Source organism: Elusimicrobiaceae bacterium, from assembly GCA_017520185.1.
Lineage (GTDB): Bacteria > Elusimicrobiota > Elusimicrobia > Elusimicrobiales > Elusimicrobiaceae > Avelusimicrobium.
Map to the genome: position 1 here is coordinate 69,162 of JAFXGO010000030.1, position 20,127 is coordinate 89,288.

General features: G+C 42.9%; 16 protein-coding genes. All 16 read right to left on the reverse strand.

Features of this window, described 5'->3' with window-relative positions; translation table 11 throughout:
* Positions 1-88: 88 nt before the first annotated feature.
* Positions 89-994, reverse strand: coding sequence for an RDD family protein (locus IKL48_05245; protein ID MBR3604056.1), 906 nt, complete (start codon positions 992-994; stop codon positions 89-91).
* Complete coding sequence (locus tag IKL48_05250; GenBank protein MBR3604057.1) at positions 991-1,557, reverse strand: thymidine kinase; 567 nt, start codon at positions 1,555-1,557, stop codon at positions 991-993. The genes IKL48_05245 and IKL48_05250 overlap by 4 nt, the downstream gene beginning before the upstream one ends.
* A 47-nt stretch (positions 1,558-1,604) precedes the next feature.
* Positions 1,605-3,782: an LPS export ABC transporter periplasmic protein LptC gene (gene lptC / locus IKL48_05255; protein MBR3604058.1), complete on the reverse strand. Its 2,178-nt coding sequence runs from the start codon at positions 3,780-3,782 to the stop codon at positions 1,605-1,607.
* Positions 3,782-4,744, reverse strand: coding sequence for an ROK family protein (locus IKL48_05260; protein MBR3604059.1), 963 nt, complete (start codon positions 4,742-4,744; stop codon positions 3,782-3,784). Before IKL48_05260 ends, lptC begins: the two co-directional genes overlap by 1 nt.
* The gene (locus tag IKL48_05265; protein ID MBR3604060.1) at positions 4,741-5,628 is read right to left on the reverse strand and encodes a tyrosine-type recombinase/integrase; all 888 of its coding nucleotides are present in this window, start codon (positions 5,626-5,628) and stop codon (positions 4,741-4,743) included. The genes IKL48_05260 and IKL48_05265 overlap by 4 nt, the downstream gene beginning before the upstream one ends.
* 13 nt (positions 5,629-5,641) lie before the next feature.
* Positions 5,642-7,915, reverse strand: a complete 2,274-nt coding sequence (gene topA / locus IKL48_05270) for a type I DNA topoisomerase (GenBank protein MBR3604061.1) — start codon at positions 7,913-7,915, stop codon at positions 5,642-5,644.
* 21 nt (positions 7,916-7,936) lie between these two features.
* Positions 7,937-9,055 (reverse strand): DNA-processing protein DprA, encoded by a 1,119-nt coding sequence (gene dprA, locus IKL48_05275; protein MBR3604062.1) that lies wholly within the window; start codon positions 9,053-9,055, stop codon positions 7,937-7,939.
* Complete coding sequence (locus tag IKL48_05280; GenBank protein ID MBR3604063.1) at positions 9,052-10,590, reverse strand: YifB family Mg chelatase-like AAA ATPase; 1,539 nt, start codon at positions 10,588-10,590, stop codon at positions 9,052-9,054. The genes dprA and IKL48_05280 overlap by 4 nt, the downstream gene beginning before the upstream one ends.
* 1 nt (position 10,591) lies before the next feature.
* Complete coding sequence (locus IKL48_05285; GenBank protein MBR3604064.1) at positions 10,592-11,698, reverse strand: hypothetical protein; 1,107 nt, start codon at positions 11,696-11,698, stop codon at positions 10,592-10,594.
* Positions 11,699-11,718: 20 nt separating this feature from the next.
* Positions 11,719-12,135 (reverse strand): hypothetical protein, encoded by a 417-nt coding sequence (locus IKL48_05290; GenBank protein ID MBR3604065.1) that lies wholly within the window; start codon positions 12,133-12,135, stop codon positions 11,719-11,721.
* Positions 12,132-15,290, reverse strand: a complete 3,159-nt coding sequence (locus tag IKL48_05295) for an ATP-binding protein (protein MBR3604066.1) — start codon at positions 15,288-15,290, stop codon at positions 12,132-12,134. The genes IKL48_05290 and IKL48_05295 overlap by 4 nt, the downstream gene beginning before the upstream one ends.
* The gene (gene deoC / locus IKL48_05300) at positions 15,287-15,931 is read right to left on the reverse strand and encodes a deoxyribose-phosphate aldolase (GenBank protein MBR3604067.1); all 645 of its coding nucleotides are present in this window, start codon (positions 15,929-15,931) and stop codon (positions 15,287-15,289) included. Before deoC ends, IKL48_05295 begins: the two co-directional genes overlap by 4 nt.
* Positions 15,932-15,940: 9 nt before the next feature.
* Positions 15,941-16,696: a triose-phosphate isomerase gene (locus tag IKL48_05305; protein MBR3604068.1), complete on the reverse strand. Its 756-nt coding sequence runs from the start codon at positions 16,694-16,696 to the stop codon at positions 15,941-15,943.
* Positions 16,697-16,874: 178 nt separating this feature from the next.
* Complete coding sequence (locus IKL48_05310) at positions 16,875-18,242, reverse strand: peptide MFS transporter (GenBank protein ID MBR3604069.1); 1,368 nt, start codon at positions 18,240-18,242, stop codon at positions 16,875-16,877.
* A gap of 83 nt (positions 18,243-18,325) precedes the next feature.
* On the reverse strand, positions 18,326-18,688 hold the full coding sequence (locus tag IKL48_05315) for a hypothetical protein (protein MBR3604070.1): 363 nt from the start codon (positions 18,686-18,688) through the stop codon (positions 18,326-18,328).
* Positions 18,688-20,127: a bifunctional (p)ppGpp synthetase/guanosine-3',5'-bis(diphosphate) 3'-pyrophosphohydrolase gene (locus IKL48_05320; GenBank protein ID MBR3604071.1), complete on the reverse strand. Its 1,440-nt coding sequence runs from the start codon at positions 20,125-20,127 to the stop codon at positions 18,688-18,690. Before IKL48_05320 ends, IKL48_05315 begins: the two co-directional genes overlap by 1 nt.

Consider the following 20,127-nt stretch of genomic DNA (forward strand, 5'->3'; position numbering starts at 1 on the left):
AGCGGTAGTTTTTGCTATTATATGGATTAAAACGAACTTGCAAAAAACCCCCACCGATTTGGTGGGGGTTTTTAGTTAATGCTAAAATTTACTCACAAACAGGTACGGATATATTTTGACAATTCTCTCCGGGATAAATTTCACAACATACCTCTCCGTCCGGTTTGGGTAAATGTAGAACGTAGGCTTCTGCTGCTTCATCTTGGAATAATGCCCAATAGCCCGCTTCATCTTGAAAGAAAGTCACTTCATTTTGGATAATAGGCTCTGTTAAGGGTTCCTGATCCTGTGCCAAAACAGGAAGAACAGAACGGGCAATTTGGCTTTTCAATAAAGTAGGATTAGCCATTTTGCTAAGAACCGTTAAAGAAAATATTGCAAATACGAAAGCCAAAACCGCTACAATGGTGAAAAATATTCCCAAACGGTTGGGGGTATCGGGCAGAGGGTCCCCCGTTTGAAAACTGGCTTTTACAACATGAGTTTGTGCAATATAATCGTGTAAGGCTTTTTTTCGATTGCTAAAAGGAGCCATCAAAAAGCCCAAAGTAAAAATAAAATAAGACAAGGTTTTTGAGAACGTTCTTCCGGTGGCATGAGCAAAACCGATAGAAAACCCCTTTTCGTTAATGACTTTTATTTTCATCAAACGTTTACCAAAGGTTGCTTGATGTTTGCCGCCTTCTTGAAGGGCAAAATAAAGCCAAAAGGAAATGGCACCCAATATATTCCATGCCAAATAGGTAGAAAGAATGGCAAGGCTATATCCACTGGGATCTTGACCCATTTGTTCGCTAAGAGCGGCTTTATTGCCCAAAAATAACATGATAGGGAAACATATCAAAGCCGGAATAATAGCAGAGAACAAGACGTCTAGCAGAAATGCTATGGCTCTGCGGAAAAATCCTGCATAAGGGATAGAAGCGAGTTGCTGGCTTTCTTCCGGCAAGACCTCTTCTGTCCAAGGAGTTGCTAAAGTATTTTCTTGGTTCATTTTGCTTTTCTCTCTTTTGGTTTTCGGTAGCAGCGACGGCAACGAGCTTGGTAAGCATCGGTCGTTCCTACTACAATGCGCTTGGTATCTTTGGTCATGCGCTGGGTAAAAGTGGCAGGGTTGCCGCATTTGGTGCAAACGGCATGGTTTTTCATTACAAATTCTGCTTTAGCCATCAAAGCGGCGGTCACTTCAAAGGGTTCTGCTCGATAGTCCGTATCCAATCCGGCCACGATGACGCGTTTGCCTTGATTGGCCAACTTTTCGCATACTTCCACAATCCCTTTATCAAAAAAGTTTACTTCGTCGATGGCAATTACTTGGGTGTCTTTTTCTACAAGCGGTAAAATTTCGGTTGAATTTTTAACGCAGCAAGCATCCACTTTATTTTGGTTATGGCTGATAATACTGCCAATTCCGTAGCGCGTATCCAAACGGGAATTAAACAGTTGAACCTTTTGTTTTGCAATCAGTGCGGTACGCACGCGGCGAATAAGTTCTTCGGTTTTGCCGGAAAACATACAACCGCAAATTACTTCAATCCAGCCTTGTTTTTTAAACATTAGGTTCGGGGTCATAAATCATCCTCTCTTTCTACAATCTTTAAATTTTACATGTCACGCAGGTCATTTTCACTGCGCCACGGATACCAGTAAGCCTCTTGCTCGTTTTGTTTTTCTTCTTTGCGTCCGTCTTTACCACACAATACAGAGATGCGGAAAGCAAAAGACAAATTGTCATTGCGGTCCCGTACGGTTAACTCACCGATAGCATCATGAAACCGTTTGGTAAAGCGGATCAACTTATTAAAAGAGTCAAAAGATCCACTTTGGATTTGAAAATCCGTTCCTAAATCCAAAGACCAAGTGGCATTTGGTAAACGCAAGCCAAAATTAGTGGTAAAGGTATAAGCATCGGAAATATTTTTATACAGTGCATAGTCACTGCTTTCGGTAGTATCGTAGTTTGTTAAGCCGATGCCTAAATGCTGTCCTTTGATAATAAAATTGGTTTGCGCGATAAATGCTTGGTTCTTTTCTATTAAATCATATAAATTCTGCGCAAACAAGTTTATTTTTCCATCGGGGGAGTTGTATCCTGCTTCCAATAAAATAGGCTCTACACGGTGTTTAAGGTGTTGCCAGGAGTTATTTTGGATATCGTGATTGGCCAAACTAAAACCGGTAGCTAAGCGCACATAGGTATTAAAAGTAGGGCGATAATAATTTTCCAAATACAAGCGGTTTCTTTCTTCCCCGCGATCTAAAGAGGAAGTATCGGTTTTTAACGTGCCGGTAGAGAGGCGTTTAGTATACTGATAACCAAAATCTAATGTGCCGATAGGCGTATCAGTCTGCAAGTTTAAGTCCGTACCCACACGCCCGACCCAAGCGGTTTTATCATTATAGTCATCATCATCTAAAGAAACATGCTGATCATAAAAAACGCTGGGCAAAAAGGTAAGCCCTTTTGTTAAACGAATAGATTTTTCGGTGGTCCAACGTGCCGAGCCTTGTTTTTTCCACTCTTCTTCCATATGAGACGTATTATTAAAATTCACTTCCATGCGGTGCGTTAAGCCTAACAACGGGTCTTTGAATGGAAGTAATGTATAATCAAGCTGTGGCATATTTCGCTCTTTGGCAATAAAATCACCGCGTTGCCAATCAAAAATATCCATTTGCGTATAACTTAAACGCAAGGTGGAGCGGCGGCTTTGGCGGGAAAGAGAAAAATTGGTTTCCTGATCCGGAGTAAAAATATAAGGATTTCCGCGGAAGAAAGAATCGTTAAAATATGGGTCTGATACCATGCGGAACTGGGTCTGAAATTGATACAAAGCCCCTTTGTCATTGTTGAAATGATTAGAACTGTCGTACATTTCCCACCAATATCCGCCACGCATACCCCAGCGTTTGGTATCTTGGAGTTGGAAGGGGTGCCCGTCTAAGGTATATTCTTCGTCTGAGCTGGAGCGGTCATTAATATAATATACTTCACCCGTACCGCGTAAAGTTTCGCTCTCTACGGCCATTAATTCCAACCCTAATCCTACGCCGGATTTGGTGTAATAATCTAAATTTACTTTCGGGCGGAAACCGGCTACTTCTCTAAAAACATTGGAAGTTAAAATACCAAAACCGGTATTGCCACTTTGAGTAAAATCTACATGCGTGGTCCACGGTTTTTGACTGTCTAAAGAACGCCAAAAAACAGGGAGCCACAATACGGGAAAACCGTCTAATTTAAATACGGCATTGGTACCAAAAACTCGTTTTTCCGCAGAGACCTTCAAATTGCCCAAAGTGATGGTATAGTGCGGCTCCGGATTACCACAGCAGGTCAATACGGCCCCTTTTAAACGCTCCGTACCGTCTTTCATAGAAATTTCTTTGGCAGAAATTACGCGCAGAGGGGGGTACTCTGTTTGGATATCCTCTGCGTAGAAGTCTTTGGTTTTGTAATTAACGGAAACATTATTTCCGCTGACGGTAGCTCCCATCCCTTCCACTGTCATGGGCCCTACGGAGGAAATAGTGGTGTTTACTTGGTCAAAGGTAATATCTTCCCCTTTGGCGGTGCGAATTTCCCCTTCTTGGGTTTGCTGAACCAGTGTGACATTTCCTTTTAAATTAATTTTTTTGGCTGCAGGGTCCGCTGTTGCCTCATCTGCGGTAAAGAAAACAAACCCTTTCTCCGCTTGCGGTGAGGGCAGCACATTCTGCTCTGCCCAAAGACAGAGAGAAGTGAAAGTAAGTAAAAGAAAAAGAAGTGATTGTCTTTTCATTATTTCTTCAACTCTTGGTGAATGGCATACATCGCTGCACCGACTCCACCGATGTTAGGGTCCTGAGAAACCATCAGTTTTAATTTCTTAAACGGTGTTTGAATTTGCTGATGATGCAGCACTTTTTCTGTAGCCGGCAAGAAATATTTGGCTGCACCGGATACTCCGCCGGTCAAAACAACAGTATCTACATCTAACACTAAGCAAATATTAGAAATACCTATGCCTAAGAAAAAGCCGGTATCTTCCCATATTTTTAGTGCTAAGGGGCATCCTCGCTCAGCGGCGCGAGATACAAGCTCTATTTTGAAATTTTTTTCTTCTTCCACCATTTTTGCCAAGATGGACTGCGGATGTTGCAAAACACTTTCCATTACTCTGCGGCGAATGCCAATAGTGCCTACGAACGCTTCTAAGCAACCACGCGCACCACAACCGCACTGAGGGCCGGTTTGCGTGTTGGCTATTTTGGTGTGGCCCACTTCACCGGCAGTGCCGTTGGAGCCTTGATAAAGTTCTTTATTGATAATCAGCCCACCACCAACACCGGTGCCTAATGTCACTACCAAAACATTATTGGCTTGGCGGTTCAAAGTGCTTTCATATACTCCCCAAGCGGCCATAGTGGCATCGTTGGCTACGTGTGGGCGGATACCCGTTAACTTTTCTAAAATATCGGCAATTGGCCAATCATCTACATCTTTAAATTTCAAATTGGGGTTATAGCGCAAAACACCGGCTTGATTATCTACATCTCCGGGAGCGCCTACACCTACAGCTATTTTATGATCGGAAAATTCTGCTTTAATTTGATTAATAAATCCAGCAATCTGCTGCAAAAAGGCCTCCGCCCCATTCTCATAATTGGTTTCTACTTTCTCTTTACGGATAATTTTTCCGCTTTCGCTCATTACATACAACTTTACAAAAGTACCGCCAATATCTACACCAATACCGATCATGGTTTTAACTCCTTATTTTTGGGGTGTGCTTGCTGATACACACTTTTTAGTTTGTCCAACGACACATGGGTATATACCTGCGTGGCAGCCAGTGTCTTATGGCCCAACATTTCTTGCAAACTACGTAAATCACAGCCATTATTAAGCAAATGTGTTGCAAATGAATGGCGTAAACTGTGAGGACTTACTTTTCTTGCAATATGGGATTGTATCGCCAATTGCTTAAACAGATAGGCCAGTCCGTCTCCCGTTAAAGCGGTGCCATTTTTGTTTAAAAACAAAGGGTCCGTAGGTAAAGGTGTGGGTCTGCAAGCCAAATAATTTTTAATTGCCTGCAGGGCTTCGTCCGTGACGGGAACATATCTTTCTTTATTTCCTTTTCCCAATACCTTTACGACACCGTTAAAAAAATCTACATCCGCTATTTTTAATTTTGTCACTTCGCTTCTGCGCAGTCCGCTGGAATAAATCAACTCAAACAGGGCTTTGTTGCGCAAGGCATAGCGTCCTTTATTTTCGGCGGTATCTATTAAACGGGCACTTTCTTCAACGGTTAAAAACTTAGGCAAAAGTTTTTCCCGTTTGGGTGCCGGCAAAAGTTTAAACGGGTTTTGCTCTATTTGCCCTTGCGCTAATAAATAACCGGCAAAACTGCGCAAAGTGGCAATCTTGCGCAAAATTGTATTTCTGCTGGGTTCTTTTTGCGTTAAAGCTGCTAAAAAAGAACGAATAAAACCGAGTGTAAAATCTTGCGGTTTTGTTTTGTTGCGCAAGTTGCAAAAATCAACCCATTCCTGCAAATCTTCTCCATAACTTTTGATAGTCATGGCAGAATAATTTTTATTCTTTAATTGCAATAAAAATCCTTGCACCAAGTCCTTCATAGTTTTCTCTCAACTAAGCGGCTTGTTTTTCATGTGCGGTCTTAATTTTTTCTATTTCCTCATTGGATATCGTGACGATATTTTTGCATTTCGGATATCCGCCACAACCCAAGAAATAACCGCGCTTAGAGTTGCGCAAGACCATTTTTTTACCGCATTTATCGCATACGTGTTCCGTGACGATAGGACCGGAGGAAGCCACCTTATTTCCTTCTTCGTCTATGGAATAAGTATTTTTACAGTTAGGATAAGCAGAGCAGGCCATAAACTTACCTCTGCGTCCTGTGCGTATAACCATCGGGGCACCGCATTTATCACACACTTCGTTGGTAGTTTGCGGTTGCACTTTTTCGCCCTCTTTATTTAAATTTATTTTTCCTTTACAGGTACTGTCCGAGCAAGATAAATACTGCCCGAAACGGCTGGTTTTTAAAAGCATCGCTTTGCCGCAAAGAGGACATTTTTCATCGGTTTCTCTGGCGGCAGGGCGAAGCATACTTTTATCTGCTTGGTCTAATTCTTGTTTAAAAGAGGTATAAAACTGACCCAAAAGATCCACCCACTTTTGGCCGCCTTCGGCCACTTCGTCCAATTGTTCCTCTACGCCGGCTGTATAGGAAAGAGCCATAATTTCTTTAAAAAATTCTTTTAAACTTTCCGTGACGGTAATGCCCAATTCGGTAGCGACCAATTTGTTGGATTTGGGTTGGCGCGCAATATATTTGCGGTCCAAAATATTTTTAATGGTCGGTGCATAAGTGGAAGGGCGGCCGATACCGTGTTTTTCCAAAGTCTTAATCAAACTGGCCTCGTTATAATACGGAGGGGGAGTGGTTTTATGATCTTTGGTGGTGATTTCTTTAAGAGTTAACTGATCACCCTGTGCAAGTTCGGGTAAAAGAGCGGTTTCTTCATTTTCATTTTCAGTTTCGTCTTCGTCTTTGTAAATGGATAAATATCCCGAAAATTTAACGGTTCTTCCTCCTGCACGCAAAATACAATCTTTCTTTTCGCCGGCGGCAATATCTACCGTGACGGTATTAAATACCGCTTCAGTCATTTGGCTGGCCACAAAGCGCAACCAAATCAGTTCGTAAAGTTTGTATTGATCTGCCGTTAAAAACGGTTTCATGCTTTGCGGTGTGCGGTTTACGTCAGTAGGGTGAATAGATTCGTGGGCTTCTTGGGCGCCTTTAACCTTACTTTTATATATGTTTGGCGTTTTTGGCACGAAGTCTTCACCATATTTCCCGGCAATAAATTTTTTGGTTTGTTCTTGCAAAAGTTTAGAAACGTTAAAAGAGTCCGTTCTCATATAGGTAATCAAACCTACGGTTTGGCCGGCAATTTCAATACCTTCGTATAAGTGTTGAGCCGTCATCATGGTTTTTTGAGAAGGGAAACCCAATTTGTTGTAAGCATCTTGTTGCATGGAGCTGGTGATAAAAGGCGGTTTAGGTTTTTGTTTAACCGCTTTTTTCTCGATTTTTTCTACCGTACAGGGTCCTTGCCTCAATAGTGCATTAACCGGAGCCAATTTTTCCGGTGCATCAAAAACGGTATTTTTTACCTTATAATCTTCCGCAAAAAGATGATAGGTAGTGGTTTGTTCTACATTTTTGCCTTCCCATTTCAACAAACGTGCCCAAAAAAGCGGTTGTGCATTAGGTTTTTCAAACTGCGCTTTCATGCTCCAATAAGGTTTTTCGGTAAATTCGGCAATTTCTTTGGCACGTTCCGCCAACAGGCGTACCGTCACCGACTGTACACGTCCGGCAGAAAGACCGGAGGTGATTTTGCGTGACAATAACGGTGAAAGTTTGTAGCCTACAATGCGGTCTAAGATACGGCGAGCCTGCTGAGCATTGACCAAATTTTCATCGATTTTACGCGCATGATCAAAAGATTCTTTGATGGCGGCGGGGGTAATTTCGTGAAAGAAAATACGATGGTATCTTTCTTTGGGAAGTTTTAAAAGTTCTACCAAGTGCCACGCGATGGCTTCGCCCTCGCGGTCAGGGTCAGTGGCCAAGTAAATTTCGGGAGCATTTTTAGCAACGACTTCCAAATCTTTGATTAAACGTTTGGCTCTTTCCACAGGCTGATAGGTGGGTTTAAACTGATTATCAATATCTACCCCTAAATCGCGAGAAGGCAAATCCCTCACGTGCCCAAAGGAGCTTCGAACCAAAAAATCTGATCCTAAAATTTTACTAATCGTTTTTTGTTTGGTGGGAGACTCTACAATAACGAGTTTTTTCCCTTTAAAATTGTTTGTTGTTGCCATATCATTTCCCTACTTTAAAAATTAAAATTTGCTTTTACTGTACAGCCCTGCCTTGCAGCAGAGCAGTCCTTTGACTTCCAACTCAAACAAAGCCCCAGCCGCTTCTTGTACCGAAAGCCCCGTCGCTTCTACTATTTGGTCGGTGGATACTTCCGCCGTTGAGATGAAATGCATAATCTTTTGTTGCTCAGGCGGCAAAGCATCATCTACCGGTTGGGCTTGTTGGCTCTGTTGCAACAACTGCAAATCAAAAAGTTGTGGGCTCGGTATATAGTCTATTATATCTTTTACTGAGGTGACAACACCTGCCCCATCTTTTATCAGATTATTAGGACCGGCACTTTGCGGGCTATCTATCGGGCCGGGTACAGCCAAAACATCTTTGCCCATTTCCAAAGCCAGTTTAGCCGTAATCAGTGCGCCGGATTTTACTTCACCCTCTACTACGACTAGCAACTCTGACAAAGCAGCAATAATACGGTTTCTGCGCGGAAAGTGAAAAGCGTGGGGAGGTTTGTTAAAAGGCAATTCTGAAACAAGGGCTCCTCCATGTTGTAAAATAGCTCGAGCCAAGTCTCTATTTTCCGCAGGATAGCATCTTCCAATGCCTGTGCCGATGACAGCAATCGTCGGTTTTTGAAGGCGAACGGCGGCTGCGTGACATTCACTGTCTATTCCGCGTGCCAAACCGCTGACGACAACGGCTCCGGCTTGTGTTAAATCTGTAGAAAGTGTATTGGCTACCCTGCGCCCGTAAGCCGTAATTTTACGAGTACCCACCATACCGATATAGGCTTTATGAGTAGGCAAATCCCCTAAAACATATAAAGCAATGGGGGCTTCTTTACAATCGCGCAAACTTTGCGGATATTCTTCGTCTTCCGGTACTAAAATCCGTCCCCCGTATTTTTCGGTTTTTTCCAGTTCTTCTTCCGGATTAATAGAAAAAGCTTCTTTAAGAAAGTGAGCGGCGGTGGAAGGGTTCATTTGGGCTTGTTCTGCCAAAGAATGTGCATCTTGTTTTAAAATTTCTTGAGCAGAGCCAAAAATATCAATGAGTCTTTTTAACCAATCGGCCCGAAAATACAGAAAAGCATTTATACGAATGCGTGCTAAGCGCTCTTGCGTGGAGATGCTCATAAGTCAGGCACCCCCTTTCTGTCTAAGGGTCTGTATTGCAGAACTTCAATTAAATGTTGATTTTCTATATTTTCTTTTCCTTCCAAATCGGCAATGGTGCGGGCGGTTTTGAGCACTTTATCCAAACTGCGTGCGCTAAGGCCAAATTTACGCATTGCCGTTTCCAAAATACGGTCCGCTCCTGCCGGCAAGGGGCAAAATTCTTTAATTTGCTTTTGTGTCATAAAAGCATTGGCGGTGGTAGAGGTGCCTTGAAACCGCTTCTGTTGTATTTTTCGGGCCACTATTACACGAGAGCGAATTTGAGCGGTGGTTTCTCCTTCGCTGGGTTTGTTCCAATCTCCGTATTGAACGGGGTTTAAATTAACTGTTAAATCAATACGGTCCAATAAAGGCCCAGAAATTTTGGATTGATAGCGGTTGATTTGCACCGGTGAACAAGTGCAGGGCTTGTATGGATTTCCCAAATTACCGCAAGGGCAAGGGTTCATGGCAGCTATCAGTGTAAAACGTGCCGGATAAGAGACCGTTTCTTTGGCGCGAGAAATAGTGACACTTCCATTTTCCAGAGGTTGGCGCAGCACCTCTAATGTGGTGCGGGAAAACTCTGCAAATTCGTCTAAAAACAAAACGCCGTTATGGGCCAATGACACTTCGCCGGGTTTAGGGCTGCTTCCTCCGCCGATAAGGGCCACGTCGGAAATGGTATGATGCGGATCTCTGAAAGGGCGTTGGGTTAATTTTTTTGTTTTCCCGATTAAATTGCAAACGGAATAAATTTTGGTAATTTCTAAAATTTCTTCTTCACAAAGAGGAGGTAAAATGCCCGGAAATCTCTTGGCCAGCATACTTTTCCCTGTTCCGGGTAAACCGATCATCAGCACATTATGTCCGCCGGCAGCTGCTATTTCCAAGGCTCGTTTGGCTACGGCTTGGCCTTTAACGTCACAAAAATCCAATGAAGAGCAAAAGGCTTCTTCTTGTTGCGGTATAAAAGATATTTTAACGCTTTCGTCCTCTTTTTTTTCTTCCAGCCAATCGGCCAAATCTCGCAGAGTGCGCGGTGTGATAAAAGAAACAGTGGAAGTTTGGGCTTCTAAAATATTGGCGGGGGGAACTACTACGGTTTTGCCCGTATTTTTAGCAGATATAAGCATGGGCAGCACCCCTGCGCAAGGGCGCAAAGAGCCGTCCAGCGCCAACTCCCCCAAAAAGAGCAGTTGTTTAGCCTTTTCTACCGCTTTTTCTGATAAAGATTGCGAAGCTGCCAAAATACCGACGGCAATGGCTAAATCAAACTGAGTACCGCTTTTACGAAGTTCAGCAGGGCTTAAATTAACTGTAATTCTTTTTAAAGGAAAATCAAAGCCACTGTTGCGGATAGCCGCAATTACGCGGTCTTTGCTTTCTTTTACTTCCGCATCCGGCAATCCTACCACGGAGAAGGTGGGCATTCCCGAAGAAATGTCCACCTCTGCCGTCACTTCAAATCCGTCTATGCCTTTTAAGGCGCATGTTTGGATGCTGGCTAACATATTAAATAAAGTTTAATACGATTTTCTGCGGGGAAATGCCCATCACCGTAAAATTTACATTATAATTTCTGATGATTTTAGCGGTTAATTCTTCTCCGGAAGAAACATTGGCTGCTATTTCAAAATGCGCATCGGAATTAGTGTATTGAGTTAAGTTATAGTCCTCAATTTCGCGCATTTCTTTGAAAATATCTTGGATTTGTTTCAAGCGTTCAATGGTTTTGACATTTTGTACCACTACATTAAATTTGGTGGCGGAATTGATGGCCGCATTAATGGGTTCTACCAACTGTTTGGCTGCCGCTTCACAAGCGGCGGAAATGGATTTTTGTGCGGCGATTTCTTCCATTGGGTCCAAACCGCTGACTTGGTCTGCTCCTTCGGCTACCACTTGATAATTTTTGGTAGAAGCCACCTTTAAATTGGCTCTGGCGCGATAAGTCTTAAATGCAGAAGTGATGCCCGGCAAGGCTTGCAAAGGCGCCGTTTGTACGTCTGCTATGATGATAAAGCGTGCCCCATCTTGGCGAGCTTTATCAATAAGGGGGGTGGGATTGTCTAAGTTGTTTTGGCTCAAATTATCTCCATTTACCAAAGCATAAGGTTGGGTTTTTAAGGCGCGGTAAATGGCTTGTTTACAATCTTGTTTTAAAGAGAGGTCTTCTCCTACCGCTTCCCGGGAGGTGACTAAAATGGTTGTTTTTTTGGCAAAGGCTTCGGCTTCAGATTGCTTAATAATTTCACCTACGTCTTTAACCAAGACCATCACCCGCATGCGAGTGTACCATTGGTCTGCTTTTCTATAGGCTTTTTGCACATAGCCTCTACGGATAAAACCGGCTGTTTTGGAAGTAATTTTTTCTTCCACCAATTGGGCTTGTTCGACAGTGGAAGTGGAGGAAATAAAAATGCCGGCCACTTTTTCTACAGCTGCTTTTTGAGCCGCCAATTCTCCTTCTTTCTTCATAGCGGAAAGATTGTTTTCGTCATAAGGGACTAAAGATTCCGCCACTACATATTCCCCTTCTCCTTTTGGGCCAATGTGTAGCGCACGACATGCGCCCAAAGCAAAAGTGGCAATAAGAACAATGAATAAAAGTTTTTTCATAGTTTTCTCCAAAGGGTGAGTTATTGCAGTTTTTCTTTGCTTACACGCATAATGACGGTGCAAGCGCCATCTTCTAAATATTCGGTGGATACTAATTCCATATAACTAAGTACCCCCGCAGCAGAAGTGTGGATGGTAGATCCTTCGGAAACAGCATCTACAATCTGCACATTGCTTTGCAAATTTGCTCCATAAATAACTTCGGTAGCTCTTTGATAAGCATGTGCGATGGCGGCTTCTCTGGATAAGATGCGGCGTTGAGAGTCAGATTTGTGGTTGGGGTTTGCTGCCCCAAATCCACGCACCCAAAGATAATCTTCGTCCAGTAAAGTGTCATTAAAAGAGGGTGCTATCGCACCGTCTTTGACGGCACTATTTAACCCGCCGCACGCGGCAAAACAAAAAAGACCCGTTAATAAAAGAACTAACTTTTTCATCTTAACAACTCCGATATGATTTTGACATACGTGCTGGGGGCATTAACGTTTTCATAATTGATGACTCCACAACGAATGAGCATAATTTCTAACATATGCGTCAAAATATCATAGAAGTTTTCTCTGACAGAAGATTCGCAGATGCCCAATTCCGGCCCTAAAATAACGGCTCCTTTTAATTTTTTATTGTCACAGAGATTGGCAATTTTAAAAGCGGAGGAAATGATGCTGTCTGTGGAATAAGAAGAACGCACAGACAGTTCCGGTCCTCCCGGAATGCCTAGTTCCTTAGCACGTTGTTGCAAGGCAAAGAGCATCCAATTCATCATATTGGAATTGTTTTGCGGATAGAAAAAGCCAATCCGGCCCCATTCCCCATTTCCTTCTACGGCTGTGTTTCCAATTTCAGAAATGTCGCGAATGGCAACCTGGCTGGATCGGTCCTCTCCGGTGGTGGCCAATAATTGGTCAAAAATATTTTTGGAAGAACGTTGCTCCGGAGCAAGTTGTGGAAATATTAAACGTTCCAAAACGCGTACGCGACGAATGGCCCTGTTGACCGTACCTAAGGACATATTTGGCTTACCAAAGAAACGGGTGGATTCTTCGTCGGTGATATTGATGTTATTGGATAATAACATTTTTTGAATAATTTGAGAACGGGTCTTGCCGGCAGCATCTTTTAATTCGGAAATCCAGCCGGAATCTAATTTGAAGTTTAATAATTCTTCCAACTTGGCCAAACTTTCCGGCGGATATTTAGAAGTGACGACAATTTGTTTGTGTTGCGCTCTAAAATCGTTCAGCAATTTGGAAAGGTGAGCCCGGTTTTGCTCATTGACGGCAATCAAGTGAATATCGTCAATCAAAATGGCTTTGGCATTGTTGGTAAATTCTTCAAACTTAGCAATATTGCCTTCCATGATATAACGTTGAATGCCGCGCGATAAGCGAACACCGTTGGTGATAAAAATGTTTTCCTGCCCGAATTTTTTGGACAAAGCATAACCGATAGCATGCAGAAAATGCGTTTTACCGGTGCCGCTGGCTCCGTGCAAGACAAGCGGGTTGTACAGATGACCCGGATTATCAATGACAGAAATAGCCGTAGCATGGGCAAAGCGATTGACCGATATCGTCATATTTTCCAATGTATAAGTAGGAATCAAAGGAACCTCTAAGGGCCAATTATGCTTTTTAAGTTCAGAAAGGGGCAACTCAATAGAGTGGTCAATCGTTCTGGTCTTTTCTAAAATAGTGCTTGCGCTGGGGCGACGTCTACGCAAGACCGTATGATGCTTTTCCTCTTGAGGAGCAGGGGCCGGCGCAGCCGTTTGAACAGGAGCCGGAGGCACCGCCTCTACAGGCGCAACAACAGGGGGAACCGGTTTGGCAACAGGCGCCTCAGGCGCGGTCGGTGCTTTGGGAGCCGCAGGAGCCGGCGGTAAAGGAGCCGCAGGAGCCGGAGGTACCGGTGCTTGTACTTTTGGTTTAATGCGTAAAATTGGTTTTTTATCCCCTGTATTTTCTGACATAGTTTTTTTCTCCATAATGGGTGCAGCCGGGGGCGGGATAACCCTATTTTCCCGCTCCGTTTGACCGGATAAATCCGGTTGAGGCAAAGGTTCCTGCACAGAGACATCTTGTTTGTCTTCTTGAGGAACCGTAGAATGTCCATCTATATCTGATGCAGGAAAAACTCTTTGCACAGGGGGTTCCTGTGGGGTTTGGTCCTGCAAAATCGGTTGTTCTTGTGGCAATTCGTTTGACGTTGCCTGACTGTCTTCTTCTTTTTGGGCCGCAGAAGCCAATAATTGCTCAAAAGGATCCAGCACTTCTTCCTTTTTATCTTTTTGATGTTCAAAGCGACTAAAAGGTATTGGTACGGAAAGAGTCGGCTTTGGCGGGAGAGGAATATGTCTTTGCTCCTCAGGTTTCTCAGCCTCTGAAACTATTTCCACCGCTTTATCCGGTTGTGTGCTATCTAAATGGGCATGCTCTACAAACCCCAAATCCTTTTGCGTAATACGCTCTGTAATTTGTTTTACGTCTTCTAAATCAACGAAACAAGTTTGATCTTTTATTTTTTGGTCAAAGATATTGAAGGAATTATTTTCCGTATCCATTTCCGCTGCGCTCGCGTCTTGTGCGGGGAAAGTTTGTTTTTGCAAGGATAATTCTTCTTGTTTCTTTTGTTCTTCTTGTTTAACTTGAGTGGACTGTTGGTTATCCTCAGAAGACAATTTGCTCAAATCTAAGAACATATCGTATTTGGTCTCTGCCGAAAAAATATCTTCCAACGGTTGTTCTAAAACAGAACTTTCCATGTCTGCATTTAGCATATCATCGTTGGTAATAGGCATTTCTTGAGCCTCCAAATCCTCTTGTATTTCCGGTTGCGTTTCCGGTTCTGAGATAGGAGATGAAACAACGGAAGGAAGTTTTTCTGTCGGTAGTTTTTCTGCATTACCATCGTCTAAAGAAAAAGAATCTGTTTCCTGCGGTTTTTCTTCGGTTTTAGGTTGGTCAAGGTCAATTTCTTTGACTACACTTACAGGATCTGCCATCGGTTCAGAAGATGGTGTAATTTCGGGTAATACAATCGGTTCTTCTTTCGTTTTTTCTTCAGAAAAATCTCTTTCCGTTATTTCCGGAGCCGACTGAGCCAACTCTACCGTAGGTATATCAGTGCTTCGGATGGTATCTAAATTAATCTGCCTGTGTTGAAAACCGTCCAACTCTTCTACATCTAAATTCACCGAAGCAATTTCTTCAGAAGTAGACGGTTGGAAAAAACTGGCAGATGGATCTAACGTCAAAAAAGTAGGGAAGGCCTTGTCTTCTTTAGAAACATTTTCATTAAACAAAGTATTTCCAAAAGAACCGCCCGGCACAAATTCATTTACTTTTTTGGCTTGTTCGATGCCTTCTCGTACGGCAGTACGTATTTTTTCTAGGGTATCTTCATCTAAATCATTAGGCAAAGAAAAACTATATACATAAGGGGCTAAAGCCGGTGTCGGCGCTTGTGCATAGCCTTGTAATTTTTTGGCAATCAAGCGCGCATCATGCTCCGTCCCATCAATAAGCAAAGTGTATAAGATGGAATTATCTTTAGCACTGATATTAGAGATGATATCCCACTGAGTAATCATTTTTCCTCTACGATTTTAACTCCGGCACTGGCTCCGATGCGGGTGGCACCGGCGGCTACCATTTTGTCAAAATCTTCCCGCGTGCGCACACCACCGGAGGCTTTGACCTGCATATCGGCGGAGATATTTTCTTTCATGAGTTTTACGTCTTCTGCCGTAGCACCGCCACCGGTAAAACCGGTAGAGGTTTTTACAAAATCAACCTTGGCCTGCGTACATAACTGGCAAAGTTTTACCTTTTCTTCTTCCGTTAAAACGGAAGTTTCAATAATGACTTTTAAAGTGAAATTTTCACCGGCGTGGCGCAAGGCCTCTATATCGGCCAAAACGGTTTGCCAATCTTGGCTTTTAACGGCGCCGAGATTGACTACCATGTCTAATTCATCGGCGCCATTTTTCAAAGCGTCCTTAGCTTCTAATACTTTGACTTCGGTTGTATTGGCCCCTAGCGGAAAACCGATTACCGTACATACTTTTACATCGCTTCCTTTGAGTTGTTCTTTGCAGAAAGAAACCCAATACGGATTGACACAAACACTGAAAAAGCCATATTGGCGTGCTTCTTCGCACAGGGCTTTGATTTCGGATTGTGAAGCTTGCGGTTTGAGTAAGGTGTGGTCAATGTATTTGGCTAAGTTCATAAAAACTCCTTAGTTAAAGTTAATGATACGAGCGAATTTATCAGCCAACAAGGCTTGCCCGCCTACTAAAGCACCGTCTACGTCCGGTTGGGCCATAATTTCGTCCACATTGCTGTCTTTTACGCTGCCACCGTATAAAATGCGGGTAGCATCAGCATATTCTTGTCCATATTTGTCGGCCAAAAATTGGCGAATGGCGGCATGTACTTCTTGGGCTTGTTGCGGTGTGGCGGTTTTGCCGGTACCGATGGCCCATACGGGTTCATAAGCAATGATTAAACCTTTTAAGTCTTCAGCACTATAGCCTTTTAAACCATTTTCTAATTGACCGTTAATAACGGCGATGGTTTCATTGGCTTCGCGTTCTTGCAAAGTTTCGCCTACGCAGAAGATGATGGTTAAACCATGACGCAAAGCAGCGGCTACTTTTTTGTTCAAAATTTCATCTGTATCTCCAAATACGCTACGGCGTTCGCTATGTCCTAAAATGGCATGGGTAGCACCGGCATCTTTGGCTTGTACGGGGGAAACGGCGCTAGTGAAAGCACCTTTATCTTCCCAATGTACGTCTTGGCAAGAAACTTGAATGTGAGAGCCTTTGGCTAATTCAGCCACTTTGGCTAAAGAGGTGAAAGACGGAGCGACGATTACTTCGGCTTCATTTTTGTTGCCAGCTGTTTTTAAGGCTTCAATCAAAGCGGCAGATTCAGCTAATGTATTGTGCATTTTCCAGTTTCCGGCAATAATGGGGGTTCTTTTTGTCATAGTAATTCCTCGTGAATTAAGTATAAAAAACAACCACCGTCCTTTGCTACAAGGCGGCCTATATAGATGGTACCATAAAAAAGAAGGTTTTAAAAGAGGGGAAATAAATATATTTTAAGAAAAAGCAAAATAAAAAACCCCGCCTTGTAAAAAGCGGGGTTTTGAAGAAAAATATTTCTTAGTTGACGCCATGCATCCAACTTTTGATTTTTCCGGAAAACAACCAAACCAACAAACCAAAAACCATCAAGGTAATGGCCGGAATGGTAAAGAAGGTGGTAATGGATTTTAATTCTGCAGACAAAGTAGCAAAATATCCACCCATCAAGTTTCCGAAGAAAGAGGAGGCCAACCACACACCCATTAACATGGACATGAATTTGGCAGGGGCCAACTTGGTCACCATAGACAATCCTACCGGTGACAAGCAGAGCTCACCGCAGGTGTGAATGATGTACAAAGCAACCAACCACATCATATTGATTTGATGTTCGGGGGTTAAGAAAGTGGAGCCGATGGCCAATACTAAGAAACCAAAACCCGTCAAAAATACGCCTAAAGCGAATTTTATGGGGATAGAGGGTTCTTTGCCTTTGGTGCCCAATTTAATCCACATTTTGGCAAACAACGGAGCCAAAATAACTACGGCAATAGGGTTAATGGATTGGAACCAAGATGCCTTGATTTCCAAACTCCAACCAAAAAGGTTGAAAGTGGGCAAAGCAACAGAGGTTTGGGCAAATTTGCTCAAAGAAGAACCGGCCTGCTCAAAGAAAGCAAAGAAGAAAATGGCAATAAAGGTAAAGGTAAATACGGCTTTGATTTTATCTTTATCTTCAGCGGTTAAGGGCTTATCTTCTTCAGCTGCTTTGGCAGTTTTGTGTTGAGATACGGGGTAAAGACCGATTTCACCCAAGAATCTGTTTTGTTGGGCTAAGTACCAAATTAAACCGATTACCATACCCACGCCGGCAGCTACGAAACCCCATCTCCAATCTACCCAAGCGGGGGAAGTGGTGGTCACTTCGCCTACATAACCGGTGACAAACGGAGCGATAAAAGCACCCACGTTGATACCCATGTAGAAAATGGTGAAGCCGGCATCTCTGCGCGGATCATTGGGCTGGTAAAGTTCACCCACGATGCTGGAAATATTCGGTTTGAAAAAACCATTACCGATGATGATTAATGCCAAACCGGCAAACAACGCTGTTCTGGCCGGCATAAACCCATAAGAGGCCAAAGTAAATTGACCTAAAGCCATCAAAATAGCACCTATGGTGATAGAACGTCTTTTTCCGATATAATTATCGGCAATCCAACCGCCAATTACAGGGGTAAGGTATACCAAAGCAGTAAACCAACCATAGATTTTGTAGGCTTGAGGATCGGAAAAACCGATCACAGCGCTTGTCATAAAATATACGAGCAGCGCTCTCATACCGTAGTAGTTAAAACGTTCCCACATTTCAACCATAAAGAGCATGTACAAGCCTTTAGGATGACCTTGTTGGGGGACGTTGTTTTGTACTTCTTCTTTCGTCATGTGTGTCTCCTTACATTTATTGAAAACAAACGTACTCCATATTTTACCAAAAAAAGATAAAAAAATGGGAAATAAATCCTGTGCTATATCATTAAGGAAAGAGTTTGCTTAAACAATAGATAAGATTGGTACAATGCGTAAAAAAGGTACGTAGAAACTAAACCAATTCCCACAGTCCAAAGAATTTTGGCTTTAAGATTGAGTTTTTGTGATAGCCACAAAGGAAACAAAGAAAGAGGGCCAGCTATTAAAGTACATAGCAAAATTCCGCCGTGATCATACCAAAACCCCATATACGGGCGAAGTGCTTTCCCACAATGGCGACAATAGCAATCCGTTTCATCAATCGTTTGTTGACAACGTGTACAACGACTATGGTATTTTTTAAGTACCTGTTGCATCAAAAGTTGTTCTTGCTCAGTCAGTTCCATGTTGGAATGCGGCATTAGATTTCCTCTCCATGATTTCTTAAATAACGTTTGATGCGGCTGCGAGCATTGGCCGTTTTGGCAAATTCCAACCAATCTCGTTTCGGTTCAGCATTTTTCTTGGTAATGATTTCACAAACATCACCGGTTTTAAATACATAATCCATACGCACCATACGGTTGTTGACTTTGGCTCCCATATAGCGGTCTCCAATGTCTGTATGAATAGCATAGGCAAAATCTATGGGGGTGGCCCCGTCCGGCAGTGGCTTTACGTCTGCTTGCGGTGTGAATACAAATACTTGCTGTAAGTTAATGTCGGTTTGAAACCCTTCCAAAAATTCACGAGGGGCGGTAAGGTCTCTTTGCCATTCAATCCATTGGCGAATCCAGTTGATTTTTTCGTCAAAGTTTTTGTCTTTTTTACCGCCTAGTTTGTACCTCCAGTGGGCCGCGATACCATATTCACAGGTGCGGTGCATTTCTTCTGTGCGAATTTGTATCTCTACAATATCGCCCGTCGGCACCAAGACGGTGGTGTGGATACTTTGGTACATGTTGGCTTTGGGGGTGGCAATATAGTCGGTAAAAGTGCCTGCTAAGGGTTTGAAATGGGAGTGAACGATTCCTAATGCTTTATAACAGTCTTGTAAATTTTTGGTAATGATACGTACACCCAAAGAATCTTGAATTTCGGCAAAAGAGAGGTTTTGCTTTTGCATTTTTCTGTAAATGGAATAATAATTTTTGGCGCGGGAAAGCAAACGATAGTCCAAATTTTCTTCCTTCAAGGCGGGCTCTAATAAACGTTTGAACTCACTTAGCGCAAATTCACGGTCTGCGGTACGTTTTTCTACTTGGGCCACCAAATCTACAAAATCTTGCGGATGCAAGTATTTAAAAGCCAAATCTTCCAATTCTGTTTTGATGGTAAACATACCCAAACGTTGGGCCAACGGAGCATATAAAGTAATCGTTTCGTAAGATTTGAATTTTTGTTTTTCCGGTGGCATAACATCCATAGTGCGCATATTATGGGTGCGGTCTGCCAATTTAATCAAAATCACGCGCACATCTTCCGCTACGGCAATCAGCATCTTGCGCCAGTTTTCCACCGTTTCTTCATCAGTGGAAGAAAATTTTAAATCGCTGATTTTGGTGACCCCTTGCACCATATGTGCAATATCTTTGTTAAACTCTCTTTTTAAATCTTCCGTCGTGACACCGGTATCTTCCACTGTATCATGCAACAGTCCCGCACACACCGTTTCTTCGTCCATTTTAAAATCCAATAAAATTTGGGCTACGGCTGCGCAATGGTTGAAGTAGGGTTCTCCGGTTTCTCTTTTTTGCTCTTTATGTGCCTTGTAGGCAAAAGAGTAGGCCTTCTCTAACAAAGAAGTGTCTGCATTAGGATTATATTCTTTAAATTGGACGATAAGATCTTTTAGTTGCAT